Annotated in this window: 24 protein-coding genes; 14 read left to right on the top strand and 10 right to left on the bottom strand. The window is 67.1% G+C overall.

The genetic code is table 11. The features are described from left to right. Positions 1–30 precede the first annotated feature (30 nt). A complete protein-coding gene (locus tag L1892_RS09505) occupies positions 31–1,227 on the bottom strand; it encodes a cysteine desulfurase-like protein (RefSeq protein ID WP_235723352.1) in 1,197 nt (398 codons plus the stop codon). 63 nt (positions 1,228–1,290) lie between these two features. Here L1892_RS09505 and L1892_RS09500 point away from each other — a divergent pair, with 63 nt between their 5' ends. Genes L1892_RS09500 through glfT1 form a run of 4 tightly spaced genes read left to right on the top strand, consistent with a single transcriptional unit; the run spans position 1,291 to position 4,468 of the window. Beyond that, complete coding sequence (locus tag L1892_RS09500; protein WP_235723351.1) at positions 1,291–1,851, top strand: bacterial proteasome activator family protein; 561 nt, start codon at positions 1,291–1,293, stop codon at positions 1,849–1,851. A 24-nt stretch (positions 1,852–1,875) separates the two neighbouring features. After that, positions 1,876–2,736, top strand: coding sequence for a galactan export ABC transporter permease subunit Wzm/RfbD (wzm, locus tag L1892_RS09495; RefSeq protein WP_235723350.1), 861 nt, complete (start codon positions 1,876–1,878; stop codon positions 2,734–2,736). 14 nt (positions 2,737–2,750) lie between these two features. After that, a complete protein-coding gene (wzt, locus tag L1892_RS09490; protein ID WP_235723349.1) occupies positions 2,751–3,572 on the top strand; it encodes a galactan export ABC transporter ATP-binding subunit Wzt/RfbE in 822 nt (273 codons plus the stop codon). Beyond that, positions 3,572–4,468, top strand: a complete 897-nt coding sequence (gene glfT1, locus L1892_RS09485; protein ID WP_235723348.1) for a galactofuranosyltransferase GlfT1 — start codon at positions 3,572–3,574, stop codon at positions 4,466–4,468. The genes wzt and glfT1 overlap by 1 nt, the downstream gene beginning before the upstream one ends. A gap of 116 nt (positions 4,469–4,584) precedes the next feature. On the opposite strand, the gene L1892_RS09480 is transcribed toward glfT1, so the two are convergent. Further along, on the bottom strand, positions 4,585–5,994 hold the full coding sequence (locus L1892_RS09480; protein ID WP_235723347.1) for an MFS transporter: 1,410 nt from the start codon (positions 5,992–5,994) through the stop codon (positions 4,585–4,587). Continuing rightward, positions 5,991–6,809 carry an acyl-CoA thioesterase gene (locus tag L1892_RS09475; RefSeq protein WP_235723346.1) on the bottom strand — a complete coding sequence of 273 codons (819 nt, stop codon included), beginning with the start codon at positions 6,807–6,809 and terminating at the stop codon, positions 5,991–5,993. The genes L1892_RS09480 and L1892_RS09475 overlap by 4 nt, the downstream gene beginning before the upstream one ends. Before the next feature lie 53 nt (positions 6,810–6,862). Here L1892_RS09475 and L1892_RS09470 point away from each other — a divergent pair, with 53 nt between their 5' ends. Further along, a complete protein-coding gene (locus L1892_RS09470) occupies positions 6,863–7,345 on the top strand; it encodes a winged helix-turn-helix transcriptional regulator (protein WP_235723345.1) in 483 nt (160 codons plus the stop codon). 118 nt (positions 7,346–7,463) lie between these two features. After that, the gene (locus L1892_RS09465; RefSeq protein WP_235723344.1) at positions 7,464–8,342 is read left to right on the top strand and encodes a TIGR03619 family F420-dependent LLM class oxidoreductase; all 879 of its coding nucleotides are present in this window, start codon (positions 7,464–7,466) and stop codon (positions 8,340–8,342) included. A gap of 6 nt (positions 8,343–8,348) precedes the next feature. Here the strand turns inward: L1892_RS09465 and L1892_RS09460 are convergent, their stop codons facing one another. The 4 genes from L1892_RS09460 to L1892_RS09445 are packed head-to-tail and all read right to left on the bottom strand — an operon-like array spanning position 8,349 to position 13,199. After that, a complete protein-coding gene (locus tag L1892_RS09460; protein ID WP_235723343.1) occupies positions 8,349–9,764 on the bottom strand; it encodes a phytoene desaturase family protein in 1,416 nt (471 codons plus the stop codon). Between the two features lie 2 nt (positions 9,765–9,766). Then, positions 9,767–10,270, bottom strand: coding sequence for a GtrA family protein (locus L1892_RS09455; protein ID WP_235723342.1), 504 nt, complete (start codon positions 10,268–10,270; stop codon positions 9,767–9,769). A gap of 35 nt (positions 10,271–10,305) precedes the next feature. Continuing rightward, complete coding sequence (locus L1892_RS09450) at positions 10,306–12,321, bottom strand: MDR family MFS transporter (protein ID WP_235723341.1); 2,016 nt, start codon at positions 12,319–12,321, stop codon at positions 10,306–10,308. A gap of 47 nt (positions 12,322–12,368) precedes the next feature. Further along, complete coding sequence (locus tag L1892_RS09445) at positions 12,369–13,199, bottom strand: aldo/keto reductase (RefSeq protein ID WP_235723340.1); 831 nt, start codon at positions 13,197–13,199, stop codon at positions 12,369–12,371. A gap of 71 nt (positions 13,200–13,270) precedes the next feature. Between L1892_RS09445 and L1892_RS09440 the strand changes: the two genes are divergently transcribed. From L1892_RS09440 to L1892_RS09405, 8 genes are all read left to right on the top strand, one after another. Next, on the top strand, positions 13,271–14,482 hold the full coding sequence (locus L1892_RS09440) for an alpha/beta hydrolase family protein (protein ID WP_372474992.1): 1,212 nt from the start codon (positions 13,271–13,273) through the stop codon (positions 14,480–14,482). A 7-nt stretch (positions 14,483–14,489) separates the two neighbouring features. Next, a complete protein-coding gene (locus tag L1892_RS09435) occupies positions 14,490–16,034 on the top strand; it encodes a phytoene desaturase family protein (RefSeq protein WP_235723339.1) in 1,545 nt (514 codons plus the stop codon). A gap of 9 nt (positions 16,035–16,043) precedes the next feature. Next, positions 16,044–17,351 (top strand): DUF2254 domain-containing protein, encoded by a 1,308-nt coding sequence (locus tag L1892_RS09430; RefSeq protein WP_235723338.1) that lies wholly within the window; start codon positions 16,044–16,046, stop codon positions 17,349–17,351. 9 nt (positions 17,352–17,360) lie between these two features. Further along, positions 17,361–18,887: an acyl-CoA carboxylase subunit beta gene (locus tag L1892_RS09425; protein WP_235723337.1), complete on the top strand. Its 1,527-nt coding sequence runs from the start codon at positions 17,361–17,363 to the stop codon at positions 18,885–18,887. Between the two features lie 78 nt (positions 18,888–18,965). Continuing rightward, positions 18,966–20,390, top strand: coding sequence for a decaprenylphosphoryl-beta-D-ribose oxidase (dprE1, locus tag L1892_RS09420; RefSeq protein ID WP_235723336.1), 1,425 nt, complete (start codon positions 18,966–18,968; stop codon positions 20,388–20,390). A 53-nt stretch (positions 20,391–20,443) separates the two neighbouring features. Next, positions 20,444–21,205 (top strand): decaprenylphospho-beta-D-erythro-pentofuranosid-2-ulose 2-reductase, encoded by a 762-nt coding sequence (gene dprE2, locus L1892_RS09415; protein WP_235723335.1) that lies wholly within the window; start codon positions 20,444–20,446, stop codon positions 21,203–21,205. Between the two features lie 2 nt (positions 21,206–21,207). Further along, on the top strand, positions 21,208–23,145 hold the full coding sequence (locus L1892_RS09410; RefSeq protein WP_235723334.1) for a galactan 5-O-arabinofuranosyltransferase: 1,938 nt from the start codon (positions 21,208–21,210) through the stop codon (positions 23,143–23,145). Beyond that, positions 23,142–23,900 carry an MBL fold metallo-hydrolase gene (locus tag L1892_RS09405; RefSeq protein ID WP_235723333.1) on the top strand — a complete coding sequence of 253 codons (759 nt, stop codon included), beginning with the start codon at positions 23,142–23,144 and terminating at the stop codon, positions 23,898–23,900. Before L1892_RS09410 ends, L1892_RS09405 begins: the two co-directional genes overlap by 4 nt. Before the next feature lie 50 nt (positions 23,901–23,950). Here L1892_RS09405 and L1892_RS09400 read toward each other — a convergent pair whose 3' ends face one another. From L1892_RS09400 to aroQ, 3 genes are all read right to left on the bottom strand, one after another. Further along, positions 23,951–24,289, bottom strand: coding sequence for an ArsR/SmtB family transcription factor (locus tag L1892_RS09400; protein WP_235723332.1), 339 nt, complete (start codon positions 24,287–24,289; stop codon positions 23,951–23,953). Further along, a complete protein-coding gene (locus L1892_RS09395; protein ID WP_235723331.1) occupies positions 24,276–24,728 on the bottom strand; it encodes an SRPBCC domain-containing protein in 453 nt (150 codons plus the stop codon). The genes L1892_RS09400 and L1892_RS09395 overlap by 14 nt, the downstream gene beginning before the upstream one ends. Positions 24,729–24,896: 168 nt before the next feature. Beyond that, a complete protein-coding gene (gene aroQ / locus L1892_RS09390) occupies positions 24,897–25,358 on the bottom strand; it encodes a type II 3-dehydroquinate dehydratase (protein ID WP_235723330.1) in 462 nt (153 codons plus the stop codon). Positions 25,359–25,360: the final 2 nt, after the last annotated feature.

Genomic DNA, 25,360 nt, shown 5'->3' with positions numbered 1-25,360 from the left:
CTTTTTCGAACATTTGACCCACTGTGTCGATCAACCGAGTGACCCGAGTGCCCGCACGAGGTGATCGACCTCATACGGCGTCGAGTACGGGCCGAGCCCCACGGTCACCGCGCCACCGAAATCGTCGGCGCCCATCCGGACCAGGGCCCGGCTGGGCACATCGGCCAGCGCGCAGATTCCGTTGTCGGCCAACCGGCGCACCACCTTCTCCGCAGCCACCCCGTCGAACGTGAAGCTCACCGCGGGGACCCGGTCGTCGACGGTGCCGATCAGATTGACCTGGTTGAGGTGCTGCACGGTGGTCATCAGATAGACCGTCAGCCGCTGCATGTAGGCCGACACTCCCCCCAAGGCGGTGACCAGCCGCTGGCGCCGTGTCCCGCCGGCCGCGTCGTCGAGCGCGGCGAGATGTTCGACCGAGGCGGTCAGCCCGGCCAGCAACCCGCCCTGCAGCGACTCGGGTTCCAGACGCGCCGGACCCTCGGCACGCGGATTCATCGCGAGCGTCCGCATGGGCCCGATCGCCGACGGATCGCGAAACACCATCGCCGCGACCCGTGGGCCGCCCCACCGCTCGGCAGACACCAACAGCACATCGGCGCCCAGTTCGGCGATGTCGAGAGGCAGGTAGGGGGCGGCGCTGGTCGCGTCGACCACGAGCTTCGCACCGACCTGGCGGGCCAGGGCGGCGATCGCGCTGACGTCGGTGATGGCGCCCATCGTCGACGACGCGAGGGTGACCGCGACGACGGCGGTGCGTTGATCGATCAGCTCGCGATACTGCCAGGTCGGCAGCCCACCGGTCTCCACGTCGATCTCGGCCCAGCGGATCTGGGCGCCGTGGGTGTCGGCGACCCGAATCCACGGCACGATGTTCGGTTCGTCGTCCTGACGACTGACCACGACGTTGGCGCCGAACCACGTGGACATCGGCATCGCCTCGGTGAGCCCGGCGACCAACGCCGACCGCGAGGGTCCCAGGACCACGCCACCCGGGTCGCCCGCCACCAGGTCGGCGACCGCGCGTCGCGCCCGTTCGACGGTGTCGGCTGCGGCGCGAGCACCGGGGTATTCCGCACCCGGCGCGGCCGACAACTGCCGGAAACCGGTCGACACGGCGGTGGCGACCGAGTCGGGGATCAGCATCCCGGCCTGCGGATCGAGGTGGATCCAGCCGTCGCCGAGCGAGGGAAACAATCCACGCACATGGGCGACGTCGAAGGCCATGTTCACACCATAGACATGGGGTGTCGGCGCAGACCCCGGGTGGCCTTCGGCACAATGGACCCCATGCCTTCTGGACCGAACTCTGCACCGTTCCCGGGCGGCGACCCGCGCACCGGCAACCCCGGCGACGACGACAACATCATCGTCGTCGGTGGCCAGACACCGTCGGGCTCGCAGGGTGAGCCGGACGAGGAAACCCAGAACGTCGCCGACATGGTGGAGCAACCCGCGAAGGTGATGCGGATCGGCACCATGATCAAGCAATTGCTCGAAGAGGTGCGGGCGGCTCCCCTCGACGAGGCGAGCCGCAACCGGCTGCGCGAGATCCACGAGTCATCGATCCGCGAACTCGAGGAGGGGCTGGCCCCCGAACTGCGTGAGGAACTCGAGCGACTCACCCTCCCGTTCACCGAGAACGCCACGCCGTCCGACGCGGAGTTGCGCATCGCCCAGGCCCAGCTGGTGGGGTGGCTCGAGGGTCTGTTCCACGGCATCCAGACCGCGTTGTTCGCCCAGCAGATGGCTGCGCGGGCGCAGCTCGAACAGATGAGGCAGGGTCAACTGCCACCCGGGATGATGACCGGTAACGGCCCCGCCGGACCCAGCACCGGGCAGTACCTCTAGCAGCCGCTTGTAAGCTGTGTCCCCGTGTCATCCGTAGTCAGCGACGAGATCCCCGCAGCACCTCTGGTGTCGGACTCGCGCACCATGCGCCGTGCCGTCCGGGATCTGTCCCAGGGATTGCGCACATCCGAGTTGTGGCTGCATCTGGGCTGGCAGGACATCAAGCAGCGTTATCGCCGCTCGGTCCTGGGTCCGCTGTGGATCACCGTCGCGACCGGCGTCACCGCGGTGGCGATGGGATTGCTCTACGGCGAGCTGTTCGGGATGGACATCACGGTCTTCCTGCCGTACGTGGCGCTCGGCTTCATCTTCTGGAACTTCATCCAGAGTTCGATCCTCGAGGGATCGGCGGTGTTTTCCGCCAATGAGGGTTTGATCAAGCAGTTGCCGGCACCGGTGAGTGTGCACGTCTACCGGGTCGTGTGGCGGCAGTTGATCATCTTCGCGCACAACATCGTGATCATCGCGATCATCTTCGCCATCTTTCCCCCGCCGCTGAACTGGACCGTTCTGCTGGTCATACCGGCAATCGGATTGTTCGTGCTCAACGCGATCTGGGTGTCCATCGTCTTCGGCATCCTGTCCACCCGATTCCGCGACATCGGACAGCTGCTGACCACCGTCGTGCAACTGGTGTTCTTCATGACCCCGATCATCTGGAGCACCCAGAGCCTCACCAGCGCCACCGGGGAGGAGTCGTCGCGCCTGAAGATCGTCGAGCTCAACCCGATGTTCCACTACCTGGAGATCACCCGCGGGCCGCTGCTCGGCGAGTCGGTGCAGTTCTACCACTGGGCGATCGTCATCGGTTGTACCGTCGTCGGCTGGGTGCTGGCGATGTTGGTGATGCGTAACTATCGAGCCCGCGTGGCGTACTGGGTTTAGGACGGGCCGAACACATGGGATCTGAGAGCAAGGTGCGCGTCGACACCTGGGATGCGTGCGTCGACTTCCCCATCTTCGACGCCAAGACACGCTCGCTGAAGAAGTCGGTGATGGGCGCGGCCGGCGGCGTCATCGGGTCCACGTCATCCAACGTGGTGGTGGTCGAGGCGCTCAAGAACATCAACCTGCATCTCGAGCACGGCGATCGGATCGGCCTCGTCGGCCACAACGGCGCCGGCAAGTCGACATTGTTGCGCCTGCTGTCGGGCATCTACGAACCCACCCGCGGAGCCTGTCAGGTGCGTGGCCGGGTGGCGCCGGTATTTGATCTCGGGGTCGGCATGGACCCGGAGATCTCCGGCTACGAGAACATCATCATCCGCGGCATGTTCCTCGGCATGACCCGCAAGCAGATGTTGACCAAGATCGACGACATCGCCGAGTTCACCGAACTCGGCGACTACCTGCAGATGCCGCTGCGCACCTACTCCACCGGCATGCGGGTGCGGATCGCGCTGGGCGTGGTGACCAGCATCGACCCGGAGATCCTGATCCTCGACGAGGGCATCGGTGCGGTCGACGCCGACTTCATGCGCAAGGCACGTTCGCGGCTGCAGGCGCTGGTCGAGCGCTCGGGCATTCTGGTGTTCGCCAGTCACTCCAACGAGTTCCTCGCCCAGCTGTGTGATCGGGCCCTGTGGATCGATCACGGGCAGATCAGGATGGAAGGCGACATCGAGACCGTCGTGGGCGCCTACGAAGGGCCGAAGGCCGCCGCGCACGTCCGCAAGGTGCTCGACACCGTCGAGAACTTCGAGGGCGAGGCACGCAACTGATGCCCGACCAGGTGATCGCGGTGGTGGTCACCCACCGGCGGGTGGAGCTACTGGAAGGTTCGCTGGCGGTGATCGCCGGCCAGGACCGTCCCGTCGATCACCTCATCGTGGTGGACAATGCCGACGAACCCGAAGTCGCCGACCTCGTCGCCCGCCAACCCATCGCGACCACCTACCTCGGATCGCAGCGCAACCTGGGTGGCGCGGGCGGCTTCGCGCTCGGCATGTTGCATGCACTCGCGCTGGGCGCGGACTGGATCTGGTGCGCCGACGACGACGGCCGCCCCGACGGCCCGGCGGTACTGAGCACGCTGCTCGACTGCGCGGCGCGCTACCAGCTCGACGAGGTGTCGCCGGTGGTCGCCAACATCGACGACCCGGACACCCTCGCGTTTCCGCTGCGTCGCGGGGTGGTCTGGCGTCGGAAGCGGTCCGAGCTGTTCGAAGACGATGCGTCGGACTTTCTGCCGGGCATCGCGTCGTTGTTCAACGGCGCGTTGTTCTCGGCACAGGCGATCGAAGAGGTCGGGGTGCCGGATCTCCGGTTGTTCTTCCGCGGTGACGAGGTGGAGATCCATCGTCGGCTGCAGCGCTCGGGTCTCGCATTCGGCACCTGCCTCACCGCCGGGTATCTGCACCCGGATGGTTCCGACGAGTTCCGCCCGATCCTCGGCGGCCGCATGCACACCCAGTACCCCGACAATCCGACGAAGCGGTACTTCACCTACCGCAACCGCGGCTACCTGATGTCTCAGCCGGGCCTGCGTAAACTCATCCCGCAGGAGTACGCCCGCTTCGGCTGGTATTTCCTTGTGCAGCAACGCGACCCGCAGGGCTTCGCCGAGTGGGTGCGCTTGCGTCGGCTGGGTCGTCGGGAGCGGTTCACGCGCCCGTGAGGGAGGGACCCTTCGTGACGCTCGGCTAGCGCCTCGCTCCCACCCCTGATTGAGTAGTCCGGAGCGCCAGCGGAGGGCGTATCGAAACCAGCCCCACCCACGCGGCGCGGGAACCGTCAGGATGCGGGAGCCCGCGGCGTCATCCCCAGCGCGGCAACACCTCCCAGCAGCGCCACACCGCCGAGTACCCACCACGCCTCGGTGAACACATCGTGGGCGGCACCGTATCCGACCGGACTACCCACCACGGCCACCAGGATGCTGACCCCCAACGCCATCCCGATCTGCCGGCTCATGTTGACCACTGCACTGCCCGTGGCGGATTGGTGCACAGGTAGGTCTGCAGTCGCCGACGACAGAATGGACGGCAGCGCCAGCCCGACCCCGATGCCGCCGATCAGCCAGCCGGGCAGGATCTCGGTCGCGTAATTTGGTGTGGCGTCGACCGACAGCGCGATGATGACCCCGCCGAGACCGAACAGCACGCAGCCGGCCGACACGATCCGGCCCACCGGGATACGTGCGCTCAGCCGGTGGGCAACCGCGGCGAAGATCGGCACCATGAGTGGGCCGGTGGACACCGCGAATCCGGTGGCGATGGCCGAGTATCCCCAGACCTGTTGCAGCCAGAGGATGTTCGCGAGTAGCGCACCGGCGAACGGAATCGCGAACAGCACCGCGGTGACGTTGGCGAACGCAAAGGCCCTCACCCGCAGCAGGTTCGGCGCGATCACCGGCTCGGGGTAATGCATCGAACTGACCACGAAGCCCGCGAGAGCCGCCGCGGCCACGACCCACGCGCCGACAATCCGCCCATCGGTCCAGCCCCACTCAGGACCCTCCACCAACCCGAGGGTGAGTGCGCCAATCGACACGGCCAGCAGCGCCGCACCCCGCAGATCCGGCAATCTCGTCGCGGCATCGTCGTGGGAGCGGGTCAATAACACAGCACCGGCGATCAGCGCAGCGACTCCCACCGGGAGGTTGACGAGGAACACCCATCGCCACGACGCCGCGACCAGCAATCCGCCGACGGCCGGCCCCAACGCCGCGGCCAACGCCCCGGTTGCCGCCCAGATCCGCACCGACCTCGCCCGCACCTCGATCGGCATCGTCGAGACGACCAATCCCAGACTCGCCGGGGTGAGAATCGCCGCGCCGACCGCCTGCAGGCACCGGAACGCGACGAGCCACCAGATACCCTGTGCAGCAGCACATGCCGCGCTCGCGGCGGTGAACACCGCTAATCCCAGCAGGAATCCACCCTTGCGGCCGTATCGGTCGACGATCCGCCCGGCCGGCACCAGCAGCGCCGCGTACAAAATCGTGTAGGCGTTGAGCACCCACGACAACTCCGACAACCCGGTGCCACCGAACTCGCGGCCGATGTCGTCGAAGGCGACGTTGACGATGAAGACGTCGAGGCTCGCCATGAAGGCCGCGATCGACAGGATGGCCAGCACCAGGCCCGGCGTGGCCGGGCGCGACGAGGACATCCGCTCCGGAATCGTCCCGATGACGCTCATCGTCGTGCCTCCCATCCGAGGACACGTCGACTCTGCCGGGCCGAGGCCAGCAACCGGCCTCGCTCGTCGCGCAGGGTGGTGTCGTCGACCGACCATCCGCCCGACGTCGACGTGTTGCGGGTGCACACCAGGACGGGTGCCGGACCCGGGTGATCCGGCGGTGCGGCCAGATGCATCGAGAACGCGACGGTCGGCACCGCCACCGGCGCGGTGAGCGTCGGGAACACCGCTGGCGGCAGGCAGTCGGCGAGAAGCGCCAGATAGGCGGCGTCCACCGTCATCGGCCGCACCGTGGAGATCCATGCACGCATCCAGGGTTCGGCGGCCCCGGTCAGCGGCAGCGGACCATCGGTGGGCCGCAGGTCCAGGTGGTGGCCCATCGGAACGATCTCCGGTGGGATCGAGAACTGCGCGCAGTCGTCCGGCATGGGCAGGACGTCGGTCGAGATGTTGGCGATGTCGGTGGGGGCAGGCGGGCGCAGGTGCCCCATTGTCACCGATGCCGCCGCAACCATCACCCCCTGCTGGGTGATGGCGACCTCCACCATCCGGGTGCTACGTCCGGCCGAGGTGACCGTCGAGGTCAGCCGCAACTCCCCGTCGCCGGGCCGACCGGAGAAGCGGAGGTCGACGGCCCGCACGTCGGCCTCCGGGACCGACTCGGCCGCCACATGCACCGCCAACGCGGCGATCACACCGCCGTGCGGGCCGGACCAGCCCCACCACGACCGGTCGACGTCGGCCACCCACCGTCCGTCATCGAGAAGACGTGCCGAGAATTCGTCGGCAAGCGCGTACCTGCTGAGTTGTTTCACGAAACTCAGCAAAGCAGGTTGAGTTGCGTCACGCAACCCACTACGGTGAACTCATGCGCCGAGCCAGCTTCACCGACATGAACTGTTCCGTCGCCCAGACGCTGGAGATCGTCGGTGAATGGTGGACGCTGCTGATCGTCCGCGACGCCCTGTTCGGCGTGACACGCTTCGACGACTTCTCCACCCGACTCGGCATCGCCCGCAATGTGCTGACCCAGCGACTCGACACGCTCGTCGAGCACGGCGTGATGGCCAGGGAGCCCTACCAGGAAAAGCCGGTGCGCTACGACTATCGCCTCACCGAGAAAGGCCGCGACCTGTGGACGGTGCTGGCCGCGCTACGGCAATGGGGTGACAGGTGGGCGATCGACTCCGAGCCGCCGATCGTCACCGAGCATCGCGCCTGCGGTCACACGATGACCGTGGAACCGGTGTGCTCGGCGTGCGGCGAACAGGTGACGCGGTCCGACCTGCGAGTCCTGCCGGGACCCGGCGCCGACGAGTACAGCCCGCGTCCGGTCGCCCGGAGTCAGTAACTGAACCGTCGGACCCGATCGGGGTGGCCCGCAACGCCGCCGACGGGCCGAACCCTTCCCAAGCCAAACTAGAACGTGTTCTACTCTGGGGGAAGAGTCAACCGTCCCGAGGAGCACGATGCGCTTCACCTTTGCCGAGGCCATGACCGACCCGAGTTACTACGCACCGCTCGCGCAGGCCGCCGAAAAGGCCGGTTACTCCGGTTTCACCATCCCGGACTCGCTGGCCTACCCGGCCGAATCGGACGCCACCTACCCCTACACCGCTGACGGCGACCGGGAATTCCTCGACGGCAAGGCCTTCATCGAAACCTTCATCCAGGCCGCCGCACTCGGCGCGGTCACCGAGACCATCCGCTTCACCCCGTTCGTGGTGAAGTTGCCGGTGCGTCCGCCGGCCTTGGTCGCCAAGCAGGCCAGTTCGGTCGCCTACCTGACGGGCAACCGGTTCGCCCTGGGCGTCGGAACCAGTCCGTGGCCCGAGGACTACGACTTCATGGGCGTCGACTTCGCTCGCCGCGGCAAGCGGATGGATGAGTGTATGGACATCATCCGCGGCCTGACCACCGGCGAGTACTTCGAGTTCCACGGCGAGTTCTACGACATCCCCAAGATCAAGATGACCCCGGCACCCACCGAACCCATCCCGCTACTCGTCGGTGGTCACGCCGACCTCGCGTTGCGCCGTGCGGTGATCCGCGGGGACGGGTGGATGCATGGCGGTGGCCCGGGCGAGGAACTCGATGCGCTGCTGGACAAGATCGCAGATATCCGCAAGGCAGAGGGAAAGACCAACGAGCCCTTCGAGATCCACGTGATCTCCACCGATGCGTACTCCGTCGACGGATGTAAAAGACTGGCGGACAAGGGCATCACCGATGTGATCGTCGGCTTCCGGCTGCCCTACATCAAGGGCCCCGATACCGAACCCCTGCAGAAGAAGGTCGATCATCTGAACTGGTACGCAGACAACATCATCGCCAAAGTCAACGGGTGACGCAGGTCAGCGACTGAGGTACCGCAACGCGGACTGTGCGGCACGGTAGCCACACATGCCGTGCACCCCGCCGCCGGGCGGTGTCGCCGACGAGCACAGGAAGACACCCGGCGCTCCGGTTGCGTACGGGTCCGCAGACAGACGGGGCCGGGCCAGTAGATGACGCAGATCGTTGCGGCCGCCGCCGATGTCGCCGCCGACGAGATTGGGATTGCGGTGCTGTAGTTGTGCCGGTGAACTGCTCACCGAGTCGATGATGCGGTTCCGAAAGCCCGGCGCGAACCGTTCGATCTGTGCGGTGACCGCCTCGGTCGCATCACCGGTGTAGCCGTGCGGCACATGCGCATACGCCCACAACGGCTTGGCGTTGCCGGCCGCGCGTGTGGGATCGGCCACCCACTGCTGGGCCACCAGGGTGAACGGCCGCGACGGCATCCGGCCGGCGACCGCGTCGGCCTCGGCGTCTGCGATCTGGCCGATGTCACCACCGAGGTGCACCGTGCCGGCGCGCGCGCAGTCGGGATCAGACCAGCCGACCCCACCGTCGATCAGATAGTCCACCTTGAACGCAGCCGGTCCATGCGGATACCGCGCGAGCCGTCGCGAACGTCGCTGCGGCACTCGGTCACCGAGGATCTCGGCGGCCGCGCCGGGCATCACATCGAGCACGACGACGTCGGCGGGTTCCACCTCGTCGATCGAGGTGACCCGCACGCCGGTGGTGATGGTGCCGTTCGCGTCGATGAGTGCAGCGGCCAGGGCGCCAATGATGGCCTCCGACCCGCCCTGCGCCACCGGCCACCCGTGTCGATGACCCGCCGCGAGCAGCATCAGCCCCGCCGCCGACGACCCCGGCCGGTCGAGGCGGGTGAACGCGTGTGCGGCGACACCGGCAAACAAGGCGCGGGTGGCGTCGTCGCGAAACACCCGCGCCAGCGCGGTGGCGGGGTACAGCGCACGCAGACCGAATCCGGCCAGCCGGATCGGATGGCTCGGCACGCCGATGAGCGGGCCCAGCACGTCGTCGGCGATGTCGTCGAAATCGTCGGCGAGACCACCGATCATGTCCCGCCAGGTCTCCGCGTCGACGCCCAGTCCGGCCGCCGTGTCGTGGACCGATCGCGCCAGCACGGCCGTGCGGCCGTCGTCGAGCGGATGGGCACAGTCGAGCTCCGGGAGGCGCCACCGCAGTCCGAACTCATCGAGCCGCAGCGCGGTGAACGCCGGCGAACCCGCACCGAGCGGATGCACCGCCGAGCAGGTGTCGTGGAGCACGTCGGGCCGCAGCAGCGCCTCGGTGCGTGCGCCGCCACCGATGCGGTCGGCCGCCTCCACCACCCGGACCGCCACTCCGGCGCGTGCGAGCATCACGGCCGCAGTCAGACCGTTGGGCCCGCTCCCGACGACGACCGCGGTGCTCACCGTCAGCGAATCCGAAAGATGACGAGGCGCTGGACCACGAAATTGATGACGGTCGCGGTGCCCTGCGCGATGACGTAGGCGATGAAGCTGTAGAGCACCGTCTCCGGCCACAGATGTGACAGCCAGGTGTAGAGGCCGACGTTGACGAAGAAGGTCACCCCATAGAGCAGCGCCACAGCCACGAACCGCAAGGCGCTCGGCTCTGCCTGGAACGTCCAGCGCCGGTTGAACAGGTAGGCGGTGGTGGTCCCGAGGATGAAGCCGAGTGACTTGGCAATCGCGAACGGCGCCCCGAACACGTACTGCAGGAGCAGCGTGAGCCCGAAGTCGAGAACGCCGGACCCTGCGCCGGTGACGGTGAATCGGACAATCTGGGTCTTCAGGTCCGCATTGGTCGACAACTCGGCATCGTTGAGCGGCAGTTCGAGCGGCGTGATGGGGTGCGGGGACGTGAAATCCTCATGGTGCGGCTGATGATCGGCCGCGTCGGACTCGGGTCGGGACACGAACCAAACCCTAGTCCAGACGACGCCGGTCGCCGCTACCCCTCGGTGGTGACCAGACCCTTCGGCGGTGTCTCGGTGTGCAGACGGCGAGCGATCTCGTCGAGCAATTCGTCGACGTCGGCCTCGTCGCTACCCGGGTAGTCGGCGACGAACTGGCGCAGGCGGCTGCGTTGGGCGTCGAGGAGACGTTCGGCCTCGGCCTGCCCCTCGGCGGTGATGGTGACCAAGCCGTGGTCGATGGTCACCATCCCCCGCGCGGCCAACGACTCCGCAGTCGAGACGACCACCGGGCGCGGCGTGTCCGACGCGGCCACCATCGCCCCGATCTCCCGCGACGTCTCCTCGGCCACCCTGCTGACCATCCACGCCTCACCCCGCGATAGCGAGCTGTCAGCGCCGGCCACCACCAGTTCCCAGGCCCGCAACCGGTCGTCGCGCGCCAGCGTCTCCCACACCTTGAGCCGCAACTCCTCCAGCGAGGTACGTGCCGATGGCATGCCGAAACTCTCCCCGGTGTCGGGGGTCTTGGTGACCGTACGCAACGGCACCTCGGGCAGCAGCCAGCTCAGCGCGAAGGCGACGAACCCGATCGGCACGGCCACCAGGAAGACCATCTGGAAAGCGTCGGTGAAACCTCCGAGGAACCACACCTGCACGTCGGGTGGGCACGACGGCAGGGTCGTCGTGGACGCTTCCAACACCGGCGCCGAACACGGTCCCACTGCCCCGGGTGGCGCGCCGTCGGACAGCCGATCGTCGAGGCGGGTGTTGAAGACGGCACCGAACGCCGCGACACCGACCGAGGCGCCGATCGTCCGGAAGAACGTCGCACCGCTGGTGCCGGCACCGAGGTCGCGATACTCGACCGAGTTCTGCACCGCCAGCACCAGAACCTGCATCACCAGGCCCAGTCCGAGACCCAGGATGAACAGGTACACGCTGGTCAGAGTGCTCGAGGTGGTTTCGTCCATGGTGGACAGCAGGTACAGCGCGACGGTGAAGATCGCGGTCCCGGCGATCGGATAAAACTTGTAGCGGCCGGTGCGGCTGATGAGCTGCCCGCTGCCGATCGAGGTGAGCAACAGACCCACCATCATCGGGATCATCCGCAGCCCGGACGACGTCGCGCTGGCCCCCTGCACGGACTGCAGGAACAGCGGCAGGAACGTGATGGCACCGAACATCGCGAACCCGACGACGAAACCCACCGAGGAGGCGATGACGAAGACCCGGTCGGTCAGCAGCCGAACGGGCATCACCGGCTCCGGGGCGCGCCGCTCCTGGAACAGGAACGCGACCGCTGCCAGCACCGACAGCGCGGCCAGCGCCAACACCCGCCCAGAGGTCCAGCCCCACAGAGCGCCGAAGCTGGTGACCAACACGATTCCGGTGGCCGCTGTCATCAGCAACAGGATGCCGAGATAGTCGATCGACGGCTTGGTCTGCGCGACGGTTTTCGGCAGCACTGCGATCACCACGGCCAGTGCAACGATCCCGATGGGCAGGTTGATGTAGAACACCCACCGCCAGCTGAGGTTGTCGACGAAGAAGCCGCCGAGCAGTGGCCCCACCACGCTGGCGAAGCCGAACACCGCACCGAAGATGCCCTGGTAGCGTCCGCGTTCGCGTGGCGGCACGACGTCGCCGATGATCGCCTGCGACAACACCATCAGCCCGCCGGCGCCGATACCCTGCAGCGCGCGATAGCCGATGAGGGTGGCCATCGACGACGCGGTGCCGCACAGTCCCGAACCGACCAGGAAGATCACCACACACGCAAGGAACAAATTGCGACGGCCGTACAGGTCGCCGAGCTTTCCCCACAACGGTGTGGTGGCGGTGGTCGCCAGCATGTACGCGGTGACCACCCAGGTCAGGTGGTCGGCGCCGCCGAGGTCGTTGACGATCGTGGGCAGCGCTGTCGCGACGATCGTCTGATCGAGGGCGGCCAGAAGCATCGCCAGCATGAGGCCGGCGAAGATCGACCAGATCTTGCGCTGGTCCAGCGTGTCGGCGGGCGTGTCGGCAGTGGGGGCACGGCCATCCGTCATGGGCTGACCCTACGTCCGGGGGAAGAGGTTTCGCTGGGAATCGACCCTCAGAACTCCTCTTCGACGTCGGAGTCGCGGGCCGCTTTCTCCCCCCGGTCGAGCGCGGCCAAGGCGGCCAGGTCCTCGGCGTCGAAGTGGAAGTCGAAGACGTCGGCGTTCTCACGCTGCCGACCCAGGTGAGACGACTTGGGCACCACGCTGACTCCGTGCTGCACCGCCCACCGCAAGGCGATCTGAGTGGGCGACTTCCCGTACTTTCGGGCCAATCGGATCACCGCCGCTTCACCGAGCATGCCCTCCTTGCGGCCGGTCGGATGCCAGGCCTGGGCGTGGATGCCCTTCTCGGTCATGAACTCCCGCAGGCCCGTCCGGGCCAGCGCCGGCGAACACTGGATCTGGTTGAGAGCCGGCCAGCGACCCGTCTCGTCATAGAGCATCTGCAGGTGATGCTGTTTGAAGTTCGACACCCCGGCCGTGCGGATGAACCCTTCGTCGGCCAACGTCAGCAGCGCCTTCCACGAGTCGACGGTGCGGCCCAGACTGGGACACGGCCAGTGGATCAGGTACACGTCGATGTGGTCGACGCCGAGTCGTCTGGCGCTGTCCTTGGCGGCATTGATGGCCTCGTCGAAGCCCTGGTCACCACCGCCGAGTTTCGTCTGCACCACCACCTCGTCGCGCGGCACGCCCGACTCCCGCAGCCCCAGACCCACGCTGCGTTCATTGCTGTAACGGGTCGCCGTGTCGACCATCCGATAACCGGCCCGCAGCGCTCCGGCCACCGCGCCGACACCCGGGCGGCCGAGCATGTCGAAGGTGCCCAGACCCACCATCGGGATCGAATATCCGTTGTTCAGCTCCACTGACGGAATGTCCACGACCTCAGAATAGGTCCAACCCGACATCTGGGCGTGGCGGTGAGCAAGACGCACTAGGCTCGGCAGTCATGATGTCTCGACGGCTGCGGCGTGGTGCTGCGACGATGTTCCTGGTGCTGGCCACCGCCGTTGCGGCGTTGTCGGCACCGTCCCCCGCCACCGCCGATCCTGCCGCCACGCCGGCACCGAACTGGTCGGGTTTGGATGTGCGCGACTACGCCGGACCGATCCCCCACCGCGCGGGGACCCTGATCTCGCAGGTCCCGCTCGCCACCGAGCTGAGCCTGCCCGCCGCCGGGCAGGCCTACCGAATCCACTACGCGACACCGGATCAGCATGGCCGCCCGGCCACCAGCACCGGTGCCGTGTTCCTCCCGAAGGGCTCCCCACCGCCCGGTGGATGGCCGGTGATCGCGTGGGCACACGGCACCACGGGTCTGGGCGACGGGTGCACACCATCGGCACTGCCGCGCAGCGATCGGGATTCGGCGTATCTGTCGCACTGGCTGGAACAGGGGTACGCGATCGTATCCACCGACTACGTCGGCCTGGGCACGCCGGGCCTGATGAGTTACCTCAACGGCGACTCCGAGGCCCACTCGATCGTCGACTCGGTGCAGGCTGCCCAGCAGATGGGGCTGCCGCTGAGCACGCGATGGGCGATCGTCGGGCAGTCCCAGGGCGCGGGCGCGGCGCTCAACGGCGCACACCAGGCCACCGCGTTGTCGCGGGGCTCCGGGCTGGACTATCGCGGCGTGGTGGCCACGGGCACACCGGCCAACATCGAGCAGATCATCGCGCTCGGCGGGCCGGACTTCCCGCCTGTCACGTTGCCGGCGGGCCTCAACACCTACACCGCCTACATTCTCGCCGGGTTCAGCGAGGCCCGACCGGACCTCGACGTGCGGTCGGCGCTCACCCCGCGCGGCGCCGAGCTGGTCGCCAAGGCCCGCACACTGTGCTACACGGAGATGGCCGACGTGATGACCGGCGTGGATCTGCGCACCCTGTTCCGCGCGCCGTTGGCCGGCATCCCCGGTGTGCGTGCGGGACTCGCCGAGTACATGGGCACGCCGTACGACGGCTACGACCGGCCGATCTTCCTTGGTCAGGGCCTGTTGGACACGGATGTACCTGCACCGTCCGCGCTTTCGCTCTACGCGCAGATGCGCGCCGCCGATCAACCCGTGGAGTTGCACGTGTACCCGACCGAGGACCATTCCGGCACAGTGCTGGCGTCCATGCCCGACTCGACCCCATTCCTGTCCCGGATCATGAGGTGAACACCACGTGCCTACCGCACACTACGACGACATCATCATCGGCGCCGGCCACAACGGGCTGACCGCCGCGGCCTACCTCGCCGACGCCGGAAGGTCGGTTCTGGTGCTGGAGAAGGCCGATCATGTCGGTGGTGCGACGGTGTCGGCGATGCCGTTCGCGGGCCGGCCCGCGCAATTGTCGCGGTATTCCTACCTCGTGTCGCTGTTACCGCAACAGATCATGGCTGACTTGGGGGTGGACATCCGACTCATCCGCCGACGCCACGCCTCCTACACACCGCTGCCCACCGACCCGTCGATCGGCGTGCTCGTCGACCACGGCGACCTCACCGCCACCGCCGAATCCTTCCACCGTGCAACCGGTTCGGATACCGTGTTCACTGCCTGGCAATCGTTCTACACCCGAGTCGGCACCATCGCCGCACGCATCTTCCCGACGATGCTGGAGCCGTTGCGCTCGGGCGCCGAGATGCACGACCTGGTCATCGGCACCGATTCCAGCGAGGCCGAGTTCTGGGAAACACTCACCACCGAGCCGCTCGGAACACTGCTCGAACAGTACTTCGATGACGACGTGGTGCGTGGGATCGCCGCCACCGACGGTCTGATCGGCACCTTCGCCGACCTCGACGATCCGTCGATGCGGCAAAACATCTGCTTCCTGTACCACGTGATCGGTGGCGGCACCGGCGACTGGGATGTCCCGGTCGGCGGGATGGGCGCCGTGTCAGGCGCCCTGTATCAGGCGGCGGCTGCCGCAGGCGCCGAGATCCGCACGGGTGTTCAGGTTCTCGGCGTCGACCCGACCGACGGTACCGTCGAACTCTCCGACGGCCGGGTGTCGGCGAGCATGCTGTACGCCGCGTGCGCGCCGTCGGTGGTCAACGAGCTGCTCGACGACCCCATCCCCACCGAGTCCGAGACCCGCGGTGCGCAACTGAAGATCAACCTGCTCCTCGACCGACTGCCGCGGCTGCGGGACGGTTCGGTCTCGCCCGATGCGGCGTTTTCCGGCACCTTTCACATCAACGAGTCCGCGACTCAGCTGCGCACCGCATTCCGGCAGGCTGAGCGCGGGCAGATGCCTGATCTCCCGCCGTGCGAGATCTACTGCCACACCTTGTCGGACGCGTCGATTTTGGGTCCCGAGCTGGCCGGACACCACACCCTCACGCTGTTCGGGCTGCACACGCCGCCGGAGGTGTTCGATTCCCCCGGAGCCGTCGAGCATGCGGTGGGCGCCACCCTCGCCTCGCTGAATTCCGTACTGGCCGAACCCATCCAGAACGTCATCGCCCACGACGTCGAGGGCAGGCCATGTGTCGAGGTCAAGACCCCCCAAGACCTCGAGGACACCCTGGGGCTACCCGGCGGCAACATCTTCCATCGCAGCCTGCAGTGGCCGTGGGCCGAATCCGACACCGAGGTGGGCACGTGGGGCGTGGAGACGCCGCATCCACGCCTGCTGCTGTGCGGCGCCGGCGCTCGACGTGGTGGCGGGGTGAGCGGGATACCCGGCCGCAACGCCGCCCGCAAAGTGCTGGGCGGGTAGCGCATGCGGATGCGGTTGACGCGTCTACGGGACGTGTTCTGGTTCCTTCCGCTGGTGATGGGGCTGTCGGCGATCGTGCTCGCACAGGTCCTCGTCGCGGTCGACCGCTCACTGGCCGACACCACCCCCGGCTGGGAGGGCGGCTTCTTCGTCCGGGTCGGTGCCAGCGGCGGTCGCGACCTTCTCGGTGCGATCGGCGGGTCGATGCTCGGGGTTGCAGCGACCTCGTTCTCCATCACCATCTCGGTACTCGCGACCGCGAGCTCCACGTACGGGCCGCGACTGGTGCGCAATTTCATGAACGACCGCGGCAACCAGTTCGTGCTCGGTATGTTCGGCGCCACCTTCCTGTATGCGCTGATGGTGTTGCGCGCCATCACAGCCGGACCGACCGTGGACACCACCTTCGTCCCCGACATCGCGGTCAACGTGGCCGTGGGGTTGGCCGTGGTCGACGTCCTGGTGCTGGTGTACTTCATCAACCACATCGCGTCGTCGATCCAGGTGTCCACACTCTCGGCACGCGTGCGGTCCGAACTCGACGCCGTGGTCGCCGAACTCTATCCCGATCCCGCACCCGACAACGCAGTCCCCGCGCCGACGCCGAAAGGTGGGACACCTGTCACGGCAACGGGTTCGGGATTCATCATCGGCATCGACGAGACCGCACTGCTGGGTACCGCGCGCGAGCAGGACTGTCTGTTGGCAATGGAGGTCCGCCCCGGCGATCACCTGGTCGACGGCGAGGTGCTCGCCCACATCCACGGTGCCGATCGCAACGACGAGGTGATCGCGGCCGCGACCGAAGCGGTTCGGGCCGGTATCGACCTCGGCGAGACGCGAACGCCGTACCAGGACATCCAGTTCGCGGTTCAGCAACTCACCGAGATGGCCGTACGCGCCCTGTCCCCGGGCACGAATGATCCCTACACTGCGCACAACGCGCTCAACGAGCTCGCCGCCGGGCTCGTCCCGTTGGCCCGCCGCCACGCGCCCGACCTCGGGCGCGTCGACGACAAGGGCACCGTGCGCCTGCTCGTGACCCGTCTACCCATGCAGGAGTTGCTCGACGACGTGTTCGGAGCGGTGCGCACCTACGCACTCGATGCGCCGATCGCGATGACCGCGGCCATCCTGCTCGCACGTCGGATCGGGGTGGCGGCGGTGGATTCCGATGTGCGTGACCACGTCCTGCATCATCTCGGCCTGATCGACGATGCACTCGAGCGCACCGACGATAGCGTCAACGTGGATTTCTGCCGACGTGAGATCGAACAGGCGCGGTCGGCGATCGGCGCGTCAGAGAGCGCGAGATGAAGGAGCATCGTGACGAGTGACCCGGACCGCCTCACCGAACCGGCTGTTCCCGCCTCAGGTCTCGACGAGCTCCGCGCACGCCGGCACCTGACGAGCGATGCCGCGCGCACGGACAAGGTGGCCCGCCGTCATGTAGCCGGACGTCGCACCGCGCGGGAGAACATCGCCGACCTGATCGATGCCGATTCGCTGATCGAGTACGGCCAGTTCGCCACCGCCGCACAGGAACAACGTCGAGACCTAATGGACCTGGTGCTCGACACCCCGGCCGACGGGTTGATCGGCGGCACCGCCACCGTCGGCGGCCGCGCCTGTCTGGTGATCAGTTACGACTGGATGGTGCAGGCCGGCACCCAGGGCATGCGCGGTCATCACAAGACCGACCGGCTGATCGACGTCGCCACCCGATTGCGGCTGCCGGCGGTGTTCTTCACCGAGGGTGGCGGCGGGCGCCCCGGCGACACCGACTATCCGGTGGTGTCGGCGCTGGATGTGGGTTCGTTCCGGATGTGGGGCGCGCTCGGCGAGGTGGCACCGCGGATCGCGGTGGTGTCCGGCCGCTGTTTCGCGGGCAACGCGGTCCTGGCCGGGTCGGCGGACATCCGGGTGGCCACCCCGGACGCCAATCTCGGCATGGCCGGCCCGGCGATGATCGCGGGCGGCGGACTCGGTCAGGTGGCCGCCGAGGACATCGGACCTGCCGAGGAGCAGGCAGCCAACGGGGTCATCGACATCCTGGTCGACGACGAAGCCGAGGCCGTCGCGGTCGTGCGGCAGTTGCTCGGCATGACTGCACCGGGCGGCCCGGTCGAGGTCGTCGTCGACGATCAGACAGTGCTGCGCGACGCCCTGCCCGCCAACGATCGTGAGGCGTTCGACGTCCGGCCGATCGTCGAGACCGTCGTCGACACGGGGACGGCGCTCTGGCTGCGCGAGCGGTGGGCTCCGGAACTGGTCACTGCTCTCGCCCGGATCGAGGGCATGCCGATCGGGGTAATGGCCAATCAGTCCACCCATCTCGCGGGTGCGCTCACCTCGGATGCCGCGGCCAAAGCCGCCGACTTCCTCGAACTGTGCGAGCGGTGGGGCATCCCGCTCCTCAGTCTCGTCGACACGCCCGGGTTCATGGTCGGGCCCGAGGCCGAACGCACCGGTCTGGTGCGGACCGCATCTCGGATGGTCAACGTCGGGTCACAGTTCACCCAGCCGTTGATCGGCGTCGTCCTGCGGCGCGGCTACGGCCTCGGCGCCCAGGCGATGCTCGGCGGTGACACGCACCGCCCCGTCCTCACGGTGGCCTGGCCGCAGGCCCATCTGGGCCCGATGGGTCTCGAGGGCGCGGTGCGACTGTCGATGGCCAAGCAGCTCGCCGCGCTTCCGGAGGCCGAACGCGAAGAACTCGTCCGCACGAGCACCGATGCGATGCGTGAGCACGCCAAGGCTCTCAACGCCGCGCGGGTGTTCGAGATCGACGATGTGATCGATCCGGCGGATACGCGCGACATCGTCGCGCAGACGCTGCACCGGGCGCGATGAGATCGCTTCCTCGACTCCGCGACCAGGTGTTTCTCATCGCGATCCGACCGTCCGAGCGGACAGGTACCCTCATGTGCGATGTCTACTCACGAGTTGTTGCCGATCGAGACCCGCAAGCTGGTGGGGTGGTCCCGGACCACCCCGACCGTCGGGCACGTGCTCTCAACGCCATATCCCGAGGTCATCGCGGAAGCTGTTGCGCGCGTGGCCGACGAAAATGCGGACAAACCGGACTATCTCAAGCGCGGGGTGATCGCTCGCGGGTTGGGTCGTTCCTATAACGAATCCGGCCAGAACAGCGGTGGCCTCACCGTCGACATGACGCCGCTGACGCGGATCTACTCGATCGACCCGGACACCGCGATCGCCGATGTCGACGCCGGGCTGTCTCTCGACGCCCTCATGGCCGCGGCTCTGCCGTTCGGACTCTGGGTCCCCGTGCTGCCGGGCACCCGGCAGGTCACCGTCGGAGGCGCGATCGCCCACGACATCCACGGCAAGAACCACCACAGCGCGGGGAGCTTCGGCAACCACGTCGTCGAGATGCATCTGCTCGTCGCCGACGGCCGGGTGATGATCCTGACTCCAGAGGGCTCCTCCGACGACCCGGACGGCGAGCTGTTCTGGGCGACCGTGGCCGGCATCGGCCTCACCGGCATCATCCTGCGTGCCAAGATCGCGATGAAGCGCACCGAGAGTGCCCTGTTCCTCGCCGACACGTTCACCACTAACACCCTCGACGAGACGATCGACCTGCACCTCGAACAGCGTTACGAGGACGGCTTCGAGTACGCGTCGGGATGGTTCGACACCATCAGCGGGTCACCGAAACTCGGCCGCGGGTCGTTCAGTCGCGGCAATCTCGCAACCCTCGACGACCTGCCGGCCAAGTACCGCAAGGACCCGCTGGCGTTCAAGAGCAAGCCGCTGATCTCGCTTCCGGATGTGTTTCCGCGCGGGCTGGCCAACAAGTTCGACTTCGCGCTGGTGGGTGAGGCTTACTACCGCATGGGTTCGAACAAGATGGGCCAGATCAAGAATTTGGCGCAGTTCTATCACATGCTCGACGTCGTCGGGAACTGGAACAACGCCTACGGCCGCGGTGGCGGATTCACGCAGTACCAGTTCATCGTGCCGACCGGCAACGAGAAGGACTTCAAGCAGCTCATCGTCGACATCCAGGCCTCCGGGCACGTGAGTTTCCTCAACGTGATCAAACTGTTCGGCGAAGGGAACAAGGCGCCGCTGAGCTTCCCGTTCAAGGGGTGGAACGTCTGCCTCGACTTCCCGGTCAAGAAGGGTCTCGCGGAGTTCCTCAACGACCTGGACCGGCGGGTGATGGAGATGGGTGGCCGCCTCTACACGGCCAAGGACTCGCGGACGTCCGCGCAGAATTTCCACGCGATGTACCCGCGAATCGACGAGTGGACTGCGGTTCGGCGGCGGATCGACCCGACCGGAGTCTTCATGTCCGACATGGGTCGTCGCCTCGAACTCGTCTGACGACCACCTTCCCGAACTTCCCACGACCTGCTCACGAACACCGAAAGGGCACCATGATCAACGCCGTCGGCGCACCCCAATCCATCCTGATCCTCGGCGGCAGTTCCGAGATCGGGCTGGCGATCGCCGAGGAGTACCTCAAGAAGGGGCCCGCCCGACTGGTGCTGGCCACCGTCCCGGGCGATCCCACCTCCGATGCCGCGGTCGAGAAGATGCGGACGGCCGGCGCCACCGACGTCGAGTTGATCGACTTCGACGCACTCGCGCCCGACACCCACCCCGCGGTGATCGACAAGGCCTTCGCCGGCGGTGACATCGACGTGGCGATCGTCGCCTTCGGTGTGCAGTTCGACGACGAAAAGGTGTGGCAGGACCAGAAGGGTGCGGTCACCGAGGTCGCCATCAACTACACCGCGGCGGTCTCGGTGGGTGTGCTGCTCGGTGAGAAGATGCGCGCACAAGGCTCGGGCCAGATCATCGCGATGAGCTCGGTGGCCGGAGAACGTGTGCGGCGCAGCAACTTCGTCTACGGCTCCACCAAGGCCGGACTCGACGGTTTCTACCTCGGCCTCGGCGATGCGTTGCGGCCGTTCGGTCCTCGCGTCCTCGTCGTTCGGCCCGGCCAGGTCCGCACCAGGCTGTCGGCCCATGTCGACGAAGCTCCGATGACGGTGAACAAGGAGGACGTCGGCCGCATGGTGGTCGCGGCCGCCGACAAGGGCAAGGAGATCGTCTGGGCTCCGGCGCCGTTCCGCTTCGTCATGATGATCCTGCGGCACATCCCGCGCCCGATCTTCCGTCGACTACCGATCTGATCGTGAGCACCGCCGTTCGCCGCGCCCGCGACGTCGGCGCACTCGTCGCTGCCGCGCTGCTGGGTGCGCTCATCGCGTTCGTGGGGCTGAAAGTCATCGCGGGCGTCGACTGGCCCGCGTTCAACTCCTCCAATGTGACCCGCGCACTGACCACCGTCGGGCAGGTGTTCGCGGTCGCGGTGCTCGTCGTCGCCGTTCTCCTGGATCGTTACGGCAGACCACGCTGGTTGACCGGCCTGCTGTCGGTGGCCGCATCCGCCGGGATGGTGACCGTCACCCTGGGTATGCCGTTGGGCGCCACGAAGCTCTACCTGTTCGGTCTCTCGGTGGATCAGCAGTTCCGCACCGAGTACCTCACCCGGATGACCAGCAGCCCACGGCTGGCGGACATGACCTATCTGGATCTGCCGCCCTATTACCCGGCCGGGTGGTTCTGGTGGGGTGGCCGGTTCGCCAACATCGAGGGACTGCCCGGGTGGGAGGCCTACAAACCGTGGGCCATCATTTCGATGGCGGCGGCCGCGGCCGTGGCGATACTGCTGTGGACGCGGATGGTGGGCGCGATGCGGGGAATCCCGATCGCCCTGGTCATCACGCTGGTCACGGTGATGTGGGCGTCACCGGAACCGTATGCGGCGATTCTGGTGATACTCGGCGTCCCGATGCTGATCCCGATGTTGTACGGGTTGCGCGGCAGATCACGGCTCGCCGACGGCCCCGTGGGCGGCCTCCGCCGCGGCACGAGTTGGCCTGCGGTGATCGGCTCCGGTGTGTTCCTCGGCATCAGCGCCACCTGCTACACGCTCTACACCGGGCTGTTCGCGCTCAGCGCGATCGTCATGGCTCTGTATCTCTGTGTGGTCGGCTGGGTTTCGGCCGTCAACAAGGCGGTGCCCAGCGCCACCGTGACCGGCCGGCGAAGAGGAGTGATCCTCGCGATCCTGGGTCGACTGGTCGCGATGGGCGTCATCTCCGGCCTCATCGCCCTGGTGGTGTGGGCCCCGTATTTGTGGGCGCGGGCGACCAGCGAGCCCGCCAGCGGCGGCACTGCCGAACACTATCTGCCCGATCGTGGCGCTGTCCTGCCGCTGCCATTCTTCAACTTCTCCCTGATGGGTCTGGTCACTCTGATCGGCCTGGTCTGGCTGCTGCTGCGGTTCCGACAGCGCACCGTCGCGCTTGCGCTGTTCATCACCGTCGTGACGATCTACCTGTTCTGTCTGCTGTCGATGTTGCGCACCGCCGGCGGCAGCACGCTGCTGTCGTTCCGGCTCGATCCCCTGCTGTACGGCGCGTTGTCGGCGGCCGGGGTGCTCGGTATCGCGGATCTGTCGCGCTGGGCGGTGGGCAAGTTCGGCGATGTCCGCTTCGCGATCGGTGCGATCGCGGCGGTCTCGGCCATCGCGCTCGCGCAAGGCATCCCGGGTCATCTGTCCGGGGAGATCACCACCGCCTACACCGACACCGACGGTCGCGGCGAACGCGCCGATCAACGTCCCGCAGGCGCCGAGTCGTACTACCCGGAGATCCATCGGTTGATCCGCAAGCAGACCGGCCGGACCGCCGATCAGAACGTGGTGCTGACCGCCGACTACGGCTTCCTGTCGATCTATCCGTACTGGGGCTTCCAGGGACTCACCTCGCACTACGCGAACCCCTTGGCCGAGTTCGACAAACGCGCCGCCGCCATCGAACGATGGGCCGACGCCGAGACCCCCGACCAACTCATCCGACGGCTGGACCGTTCGCCGTGGACTCCACCCAATGCGTTCCTGTTCCGCTATGCCGCTGAGGGTTACACGCTGCGGCTGGCCGAGGACGTCTACCCCAATGACCCGAACGTCAAGCGGTACACGGTGACATTCGATCCGGCCGTGTTCGCCGACCCGAGGTTCGAGGTGACCGAGGTGGGACCTTTCGTGGTGGTGGTGCGTCGATGAAGTTCGGACGCAGACCGATGCAGATCAGTCGGGTGGACGCCGGATCGTCGACAGCGTTTCTGGTGCATACCGACGTGGTGAATTGGATACTGCTGCAGGAGGGCTCGGATCTGACCCTCATCGACGGCGGCTATCCAGGTCAGGCATCTGCGGTCGAGGAGTCGGTGCGGGCCATCGGCCGTCGTCCCGAGGACATCCGGGGTGCGCTGCTCACCCACGCACACGTCGACCATCTCGGCGGGCTGGTGACGCTGAGCGCGCGTTACGGATTCGACGTCTACTGCGATCCGGTGGAGGTCGCCCATGCCCGCCGCGAATACCTGCAGCAGGCGGGTCCGGCTGACATCGTGCCGATCTCCTACCGACCTCGGGTGCTGCACTGGCTGTCGATGGTGTTGCCGCTGGGAGCGTTGAGCCGCACGGGCCTCGAGGCCGAGCCGTTCCCGTCGCCGCTGGACCTGCCGGGCGCTCCGAACCCGGTGGCCGCGTACGGTCACACCGACGGTCACAGCGCCTACCTCGTCGCCGACGACGCGGTGCTCGTGTGCGGGGACGCCATGGTGAGCGGCCACCCGATCTCGACGGTGACCGGTCCGCAATGCATCGAGCACGCATTCGCACACGATGAGGCCACCGCGCGACGCACCGTGGAATCGTTCACCTCGCTCGACGCCACGGTCCTGTTCCCCGGGCACGGCCCCCGGCACAACGGTCCGGTCGCCGAGGCCGCGCGCCGCGCGCTCGACATCTCCTGAGCCTCCCTCACGATTTCGTAGTACCAACAGCCGCGAGGCGGCGGTTCGTACTACCGATTCGCGTCTTCGGCGAGCGACTTGATCCGCTCGAGTCGGCGGTCCCAACCGCGGGCGATGGCGTCGAGTTGGCGCGCCACCTGACTCAGTCGCGCGCCCACCGGCTCGTAGCGCACCTCGCGACCGACCTTCGCGGCCGCGACGAGCCCGACGTCGGTGAGTACTCGCAGGTGTTTGGCGATGGCCTGTCGGCTGATCGGCAATCGGTCGGCCAGCGCAGACGCCGAGGCCGGGGCGCGGGAGAGTTCGACGAGAATCTGCCACCGGCTGTCGTCGGCGAGCGCGGCGAACAACTCGACCGGCGCCTGCGTCTCGGCGTCAGGCACGAGCATCGGCCCCGGTGAAGTGCACATGGGCCAGCTCCAGTTCGAGTCGCCAGCCCTGGGAGTGATCGTCGAATCGGGAACGTCGATCGGCCTCCGGCTCGGACAGCGATGCGAATCCCGATTCGGCGACCTTCAGCAATACTCCCGAATCGGCCGGAGTCAGCCAGAATTCGACCAGCGTGGATGAGCTCGACGGGTCGTCTGCGTCGATGTGCCAGCGAAACGCCGCATACGACGGCTCATCGAGATGCACGGTCCGGAAGGCGAAGCGCCCGTGGGTCGGATCGGTGACATAGGCGATCTCACCGTCGTATTCGACCTGATGGTCGACGATGCGCTGGTCATTGATGTACCAGCCGGGTTCACTCACCAACTCCCAGACCCGCTGCGGGGATGCGTCGATGGTGATCTCACGTTCGATGCGGTCGTACTCGGTGTCCATCATGGTGTCCTCTCAGGTTTTATCTGCAACCCAAGGATTGCACATCGCACCGACCGTCTGCAACCCCAAGGTTGCATTTCTGTCGCCACGCGGTTCGTCCCCCGGGTATCGCTTCATCCGCTGACGGCAGTGGGACGAGGAAGCGATACCCCGGGGAAGAACGCTGAGCCGTCAGCCGAGCACGTCGACTAGTTGCCTTATCGCGAATTCGTAACCACGGATACCGAATCCGGCGATCACCCCGGACGCAAGCGGCGACACATAGGAGTGATGGCGAAACGCCTCACGCTTGTGCACATTGCTGATGTGCACCTCCATGATCGGCACCTCGGGGATCACGAGGGCATCGGCGAGTGCCACCGAGGTGTGCGTCCAAGCGGCCGGGTTGATCACGATCCCACTGATCTGACCACGCGCCTCGTGCAACCAGTCGATCATCTGACCCTCGTGATTGGTCTGCGCCGCCCGCAATCCGTAGCCGAGTTCGGCTGCGGTCCGCTCCGCCAGCGCGACGACGTCGTCGAGGGTGGCCGCACCGTAGACCTCCGGCTGCCGGACGCCCAAGGTGTTCAAATTGGGGCCGTTGAGCAGCAGAATCGGCAACGGTTCCGGGCCGGTGGCGGAGTCAGGCATGG

This window comes from Gordonia tangerina (genome assembly GCF_021556435.1).
In the GTDB taxonomy this organism is placed as follows: Bacteria; Actinomycetota; Actinomycetes; order Mycobacteriales; family Mycobacteriaceae; genus Gordonia; species Gordonia tangerina.
The sequence above is the reverse complement of the archived record's forward strand: the minus strand, read 5'-3'. Positions and strand labels throughout refer to the sequence as shown.